Genomic DNA, 6,270 nt, shown 5'->3' with positions numbered 1-6,270 from the left:
GTCGTTCGGCTTGGCTTGGGCTATCCGTTGTTTTTATATATTATGTATTCAAAAATTTTGATAATAAAGAAATCAGAAAGTTTTTTATTTTTTCTGTTTTTTTTATTTTCAGTATATCTTTTATTTTTTGGCCTTTTGTAACGTCGCGCGTAAAAAGTATCGGTTATCTGGAAAACAAATCAAATACTGAACGGCTGGCAAGCTGGAAAGAGGGAATTAAAGTTTGGTCAATGAATCCAGTCTTAGGAGCAGGAATTGGAAACTATACAAATTATAAAAATAGTCAGCCAGCCCATAATATTTTTTTAATGGTTCTGGCGGAATTGGGTGCAATCGGTTTTTTGTTATATATTTTTATTTGGAGAAAATTATGGAAAAGCGGATTACGTTCCGCGCTCATTTTATTTTTTATAATAGGCCTCTTTGATCACTATTTTTGGACCCTGTATCCCGGGCAGATGCTATTTTGGGTTGGGCTTGCATTTTTTCAAGAAAATTAGCTAATTTTAGTAAAAAATATTTTTTACTTTAAGAACTTGACAAAGTTTTTTTTTTGTGGCAAAATAAGATAATCGTTAAATTCGTTTAAGACATCAATCCATTAAATATTTTTTTTTGATATATTTAATGTGTTTATGAGCTTAACGTTTAGTTTATGTTAAAACCTCTAAATGATAGGGTTTTGGTAAAACCTTTAAAAAATGAAGAAAAAACAGCCGGTGGTATTATTTTGCCGGATACTGTAGAAAAAGAACGCTCAGAAAAGGGCGAAGTTATTGCTGTTGGTCCGGGACGTATGTTGGAAACCGGCCAGCGCGCGTCAATGTCTGTCGCAGTCGGCAATAAAGTTTTATTTAAAAAATATTCACCGGAAGAAATTAAAGTTGATGGCGAGGAATATCTGGTTTTAGACGAGCGAGATATTCTTGCTATTATTGAATAAATTATATGGCAAAACAAATTTCATTTAATGAAGATGCGCGACAAGCGCTCAAACGCGGTGTTGACAAACTCGCCAACGCAGTAAAAGTAACCCTTGGTCCAAAAGGACGCAATGTTGTTTTAGATAGGGGGTTTGGTAGTCCGATAATTACAAAAGATGGCGTGACTGTCGCGAAAGAAATTGATTTGGAAGATAAACAAGAAAATATTGGCGCAGAGCTTGTAAAAGAAGTAGCTTCCAAAACTAATGATGTCGCCGGAGACGGTACGACAACCGCAACTGTTCTTGCGCAGGCGATTGTTCGAGATGGGCTTAAAAATGTTGCCGCAGGCGCAAACCCCGTAGAAGTTAAAATCGGAATTGAAGAGGGCTTAAAGCTTGTTATTGAAGAATTAAAAAAGATTTCAAAGCCGATTAGTTCCAATTCAGAAATAGAACAAATCGCCTCCATTTCTGCTAACGATAAAGAAATTGGTGCTATTATTGCAAAGACAATGGCAGAAGTAGGAAAAGAGGGTGTAGTCACGGTAGAAGAGTCTCAAACCTTTGGAACCAGTAATGAGGTTGTAAAGGGTATGCGTTTTGATAAGGGTTATGTTTCCGCATATATGATAACCAATCCGGAAAAAATGGAAGCCGAGTTTCATGATCCGTATATTTTGATAACCGATAAAAAGATTTCATCCGTTCAGGAGATTGTTCCTATTCTAGAAAAAGTTGCGGCATCAGGAAAAAAAGAAATGGTAATTATTTCCGAGGACTTGGAAGGCGAAGCATTGGCAACTTTGGTTGTAAATAAATTAAAAGGAGTATTTAATACGCTTGCGATAAAAGCTCCTGGTTTTGGCGATCGCAGAAAAGCAATGTTAGAAGACATTGCGATTTTAACTGGCGGAAAATTTATTACCGAAGATTTGGGATTAAAGCTTGATAATGTTGAGCTCTCTGATTTAGGCCGAGCAAGACGCGTTGTTTCTACAAAGGAGACAACAACCATTGTTGAAGGCGCTGGTGAACGCGAAAAAATAGATGCTCGTATTTCTGGCATTAAAAAAGAAATGGAGCTTTCTTCAAGCGATTTTGATAAAGAAAAGTTTCAAGAGCGTTTGGCAAAACTTTCCGGCGGAGTCGGAGTAATAAAAGTAGGTGCTGCAACAGAAACAGAAAGCAAAGAAATAAAATATAGAATTGAAGACGCGCTTGCTGCAACAAAAGCCGCCATTGAAGAGGGCGTTGTTCCGGGTGGAGGCGTTGCTCTTTTACGCGCGGCCCACGTTTTGGATAACTCTGGATTAATAGGTGACAGAGCAGTCGGGTTTAATATTTTGAAAAGCGCGTTAGCGGAACCATTAAAACAAATTGCAATAAACGCAGGTGCTGATGGCGCAGTTGTTGCTGACAAAGTTTTGCAAGCGCAAGGAAATATTGGATATAACGCCAGAACCGGAGAATATGAAGATTTAGTAGCTCAGGGAATTATTGATCCGACAAAGGTTACGAGATGCGCATTGGAAAACGCCGCGTCAATCGCAGGAATGATTTTGACAACAGAGGCAACAGTAACTGATTTACCAAAAAAAGACGATGATAAAGGCTCTATGCCTCAAATGCCCGGCGGAATGGGAATGTATTAAATTTTAGTAAAAAACCGCCTGCCAAGGCGGTTTTTTATTTGCTAATTTTATAAAAGAATTTTATACTAAGATTAGCAATTAGTAATTCGTAATTGATAATTGAAAATTAATTCTATGCCCGCACAAAACAAAAACAGGATTTTCGCAGCCGTATCGTATTTATGGATTTTAGTTCTTATCCCGATTTTATATAAGCGCGACAATGAGTTTATTATGTTTCATGCCAGACAGGGACTTGTTGTTTTAATTGCCAGTTTTTTTTCAAGTCTTATCAGTTGGATACCTTTTCTCGGATACTATCTGTCAATGATTGCAGGACTTGGACTTGCGGTTTTGGCGCTTTTAGGAATAATAAACGCGTTAGACGGCAAACAATGGGAGATGCCCATTCTAGGCAAATACGCAAAGAAGATTAAGATTTAACTTTTAATTCGTAATTGATAATTTGTAATTGATTAAAAGGTCTATGGAGATAACAAAGCAACTAAAAGAACTTAAGAAACGAGTTGCCTCCACATGGAGGTTACTTTGATATTCCAAAATTAAAAACAGAGATAAAGGCCTTGGAATATGAAATGGAGCGTCCGGAATTTTGGGAAAATCAAGAACACGCAAAAAATGTCAGCCAACGCACCAGTCAATTGCGAGAGGAAACGGAAAAATGGGATGAAATGGAAGAAGATGTAAGTGTTGCTTTGGATTTAGCAGAAGAAGCAGAAGCCGCAGGAGATAATTCTTTGGAAGATGATTTGAAAAAAAATTATGAAAAACTGAATAAAAAATTCAATAAGTTTGAATTTTTTTTATTATTTTCCGGAAAATACGATAGACGTGATGTTATTATGGTGATACATGCCGGAACTGGCGGAACAGAGGCGCAAGATTGGGCGGAGATGCTTCTTCGGATGTATTTGCGTTTTGCCGAAAAAATGAATTTTAATGTTAAAATAATTTCTGAAAGCAGAGGGAATGAAACCGGAATAAAAAGCGTTACGCTTCATATAAGCGGGCTTTATGCTTATGGGTATTTACAAAGTGAAAACGGAGTTCATCGTTTAGTGCGCATTTCTCCTTTTGACGCGGAAAAAATGCGTCATACTTCTTTTGCTCTTGTGGAGGTTATTCCCGATATGGGAGAAATGGAAGATATAAAAATTGATCCAAAAGATTTGCGGATAGATACGTTTTTAGCAGGCGGACATGGTGGGCAGGGTGTGCAAACAACTTATTCCGCCGTCCGCATTACTCATATTCCCACCAACATTGTTGTCAGCTGTCAAAATGAGCGAAGTCAGACACAGAATAAAGAAACAGCAATGAAAGTTTTGAAAAGTAAGCTTCATCAATTGGAAGAAGCGCGTCATGAAAAAGAAAAACAAAAATTACGTGGCGACTATACCAGTGCTGAGTGGGGAAATCAAATTCGGAGCTATGTTTTGCACCCGTATAAAATGGTAAAAGATCATAGAACGAAATATGAAACACAAGATGCGGAAGGTGTGTTAGACGGAGAGCTCGTAATGTTTATGGAAGAATATCTTAAATGGAAGAAGGGAAAAAAGTAATTTTATAATGTTTAAATTTTTAATTTTTAAAATTAAGACATTTAAAATTATTTATAAAATTAAGAATTGGAAATTAAAAATTTTTTATGCAGATAGAAAAAATAAATAAACAATCAATCAAAAAAGCTATAGAAATTTTAAAATCCGGCGGAGCCGTCGTTTATCCTACGGAAACCTCTTATGGACTTGGTTGCGATTGGCAAAATAAAAAAGCAATTCAAAAAATTGTAAAAATAAAACAGCGCCCGAAAGACAAAAAATTTGCTGTAATTTGCGCGTATAAGGCAATGGCTGCTCGGTTTTTCAAATTTGGAAAATTGGCGCGCCAGCTGGCAATAGAATATTGGCCGGGACCGTTGGCGATAGTTTTAGATGGTACTGCGGTTCGGGTATCTTCTAATGATATTGCGCGCGCGCTTTCGCGTGGCTTAAAAAAACCCATTGTTTCCACTTCTGCAAATATTTCTGGACAAGGCGACCCGTATGACCTAAAAACAATTATTAAGAGTTTTGAAAAACAAAGATATCAGCCTGATTTGGTTTTGGACGCCGGCCGACTTCCATTAAGAAAATCATCAACAATTATAAAGATAGAAGGGGGTAGAATCATAACCCTGAGGCAAGGAAAGATAAAATTTTAATTATTTAAAAAATTGAAAATTGGAAATCAAAAATTTATGCAAAGCATATTGCAAAAATATAACATTCATCCTTCCAAACTCCGCGGACAAAATTTTTTAATTAATAAAGGAATTGCAGAAAAAATTATAAATGCAGGTGAGCTTTCCAAAAAGGACACGGTTTTAGAAATTGGTCCCGGTCTTGGAGTTTTGACAGAAAAATTATTAGAAAATGTTAAAAAAGTAATCGCTGTAGAAAAAGACAAAAAACTTTACGAATTATTAAAAGATAGATTTAGGAATATAAAAAATCTGGAATTAATAGATGCAGACATCTTATCTCTGGACACTAAACACTATACGCAAAATGCTTATAAATTAATTGCAAACATACCTTACAATATTACTGGAAGAATTTTAAGAATATTTTTGTCAGGCGATAATCCGCCAAGTATGATTGTCATAATGGTTCAGCACGAAGTGGGAGAGAAGTTGCTCGGCAAGAGCAGAGGAATGCTAACGCTTTTGGCAGAGTTGTATGGCAAAGCGGAAAGGGTTTGCAATGTATCTGCTGGTTCTTTTTATCCGGCGCCAAAAATAGATAGCATGGTGATAAAACTAACTTTAGGGATACCGAAGCTTCATAGTGAAGAGGTTTTAAAGATTGCTAAGATTGGTTTTTCACAAAGAAGAAAAAAACTTCTTTCAAACCTATCCACAGGACTAAAGTTAGACAAGAAAAAATTGCGAGAGGCATTTTTGGAGTGCGGTATCAATGAGAACGCTAGAGCAGAAGAATTATCCAAGAGCGATTGGCTTAAATTAGCAGAAAAGTTTTTGAAATATATCTAAAAGCCATTTTATTATAATATTTTTTCAACTCCAAAAAGCGGGTTGATTTTTTATTTGATTTAAGTTCATAATTTGTTTTAAAAATGTTATAATATATATATAAATAATAAAGGGTATTAACCTCAGGGCAAGCCCTGGACATTATCGTTGCAGTTCGTTAGCTGACGAACGGAGCACTTACCCTTTGTTGGCTTCTCGGCTCGGAAATGAAAAAGATTACTTTTTTCATTTCACTCGCCCTACGTCGCCAATAAGGTAGATATATAAGATATGCCCCATACAGAGAGGACAGGCATTATAGTGCTGGCTTGCGCCGGTGTTTTGGCATTGATTTTTGGCGCATGGAACTTGGGGCATAATATAAAAAAGCCATTTTTGCTAAAGCCGGGACAGGCATCACAAAACACTTCATCAAATAATTTATTTTTTGAACTTCAAAGTAAAGATACCGATAAAGATGGCTTATCTGACTATGACGAGCTTTATGTTTACGAAACCAGTCCTTATCTCGAAGATTCAGATTCCGATGGAAGGCTGGATGGAGAAGAGGTCTCTGGCGGTAGCGACCCAAACTGTCCGGAAGGCAAAGAATGCGGTACAGAAATTAAAACAACAGCTGAGGCTATTGGTTTTGATGTTCCGACTTCAGCAGATAC

The 6,270-nt window shown here is 36.7% G+C and carries 8 protein-coding genes; all 8 read left to right on the top strand.

Annotation, left to right across the window (positions count from 1 at the left end; translation table 11 throughout):
- The coding region (locus COU51_02255) for a hypothetical protein (GenBank protein ID PIR66765.1) at positions 1–500 on the top strand (500 nt) is incomplete at its 5' end.
- A gap of 155 nt (positions 501–655) precedes the next feature.
- Positions 656–943 (top strand): co-chaperone GroES, encoded by a 288-nt coding sequence (locus COU51_02250; protein ID PIR66764.1) that lies wholly within the window; start codon positions 656–658, stop codon positions 941–943.
- A 5-nt stretch (positions 944–948) separates the two neighbouring features.
- On the top strand, positions 949–2,577 hold the full coding sequence (gene groL / locus COU51_02245) for a chaperonin GroEL (GenBank protein ID PIR66763.1): 1,629 nt from the start codon (positions 949–951) through the stop codon (positions 2,575–2,577).
- A gap of 114 nt (positions 2,578–2,691) precedes the next feature.
- Complete coding sequence (locus COU51_02240) at positions 2,692–3,000, top strand: hypothetical protein (protein PIR66762.1); 309 nt, start codon at positions 2,692–2,694, stop codon at positions 2,998–3,000.
- Positions 3,001–3,043: 43 nt separating this feature from the next.
- Positions 3,044–4,142, top strand: a protein-coding gene (locus COU51_02235) for a peptide chain release factor 2 (GenBank protein ID PIR66761.1) whose coding sequence is annotated in 2 segments (ribosomal slippage) — positions 3,044–3,082 and positions 3,084–4,142 — 1,098 coding nt in all. Because the reading frame shifts where the segments join, the coding sequence is not laid out codon by codon here.
- Between the two features lie 86 nt (positions 4,143–4,228).
- Entirely contained in the window at positions 4,229–4,783 is a 555-nt protein-coding gene (locus COU51_02230; protein PIR66760.1) for a threonylcarbamoyl-AMP synthase, read from the top strand.
- A gap of 12 nt (positions 4,784–4,795) precedes the next feature.
- The gene (gene rsmA / locus COU51_02225; protein PIR66759.1) at positions 4,796–5,614 is read left to right on the top strand and encodes a ribosomal RNA small subunit methyltransferase A; all 819 of its coding nucleotides are present in this window, start codon (positions 4,796–4,798) and stop codon (positions 5,612–5,614) included.
- A 270-nt stretch (positions 5,615–5,884) separates the two neighbouring features.
- On the top strand, positions 5,885–6,270 hold a 386-nt coding region (locus COU51_02220), incomplete at its 3' end, for a hypothetical protein (GenBank protein ID PIR66758.1).

The sequence above is a fragment of the Parcubacteria group bacterium CG10_big_fil_rev_8_21_14_0_10_36_14 genome, from assembly GCA_002772895.1.
In the GTDB taxonomy this organism is placed as follows: Bacteria; Patescibacteriota; Patescibacteriia.
Note: the sequence above shows the minus strand (reverse complement) of the source record. Positions and strands in the feature narration are given on the sequence as shown.